At 39.9% G+C, this 754-nt stretch carries 1 protein-coding gene; it reads right to left on the minus strand.

Annotation, left to right across the window (positions count from 1 at the left end; genetic code table 11):
• On the minus strand, nucleotides 1-713 hold a 713-nt coding region (locus tag ACRCJ0_RS17220), incomplete at its 3' end, for a VOC family protein (RefSeq protein ID WP_431391377.1).
• Between the last annotated feature and the right edge of the window lie 41 nt (nucleotides 714-754).

The following is a 754-nucleotide window of genomic DNA, read 5'->3' on the forward strand; positions in this document are numbered from 1 at the left end:
GTTTGGTCTTCAGCGTATGGTACCATGGCTTCTGCACCCCAAGCGTTTACGGCGATGTGGTGGTGGTAGTCAGAGTATGAAGTGAAGTGGACATTATTCGTGAAGCCCATTTGCTCTTCTAAGACCATTTCATCTGTTAAGAAACCGAAGAAGTCTTCTACTTTAGCTGATGATAAGTGTAAGTGACCGATGATTGTCCCTTCAGCGAAGAATGCTTGTGGCTCGTCAGATGAACGGCTAGCTAATACGCCTTCAGCATCCATTGGTTCAGTTACACCAGTTACCCCACCGTTTGGATCATGTGTCCATTGGTCAGCAGTACGGTCAGCGTAAATTTCAATACCGTTGTCTTCTGGATCTTGTAAGTATAATGCTTCTGAGTAAGAGTGGTCTGAAGCACCTGATAATTGTGTTTGGTTTAATAACATACGGTATAAAACATCACCTAAAGCGGCACGAGAAGGTAACAACCAAGCTGTGTGGAATAGACCGTTTTTCGGACCAGTGATTAATTTGTAGTCTGCTTTACCGTCTAAGATTAATTGCGGTGCATCTTGCCCTTTGAAACCTAATTCAACGATACCTTCAGTTTCTTCATCTTTTAAGATTTCTAAACCGATTACTTCGTTGTAGTAGCGTTTCATTTTGTTTAAGTTTTTTACGCGGTAAGTAACTGTTGAGATTGTAACATCATTAAAAAATTGTTTTTCCATTTTATATTTCCACCTTTTATTTTGTTTATATATACGAGTTG

Source organism: Aerococcus sp. L_32 (assembly GCF_050689315.1).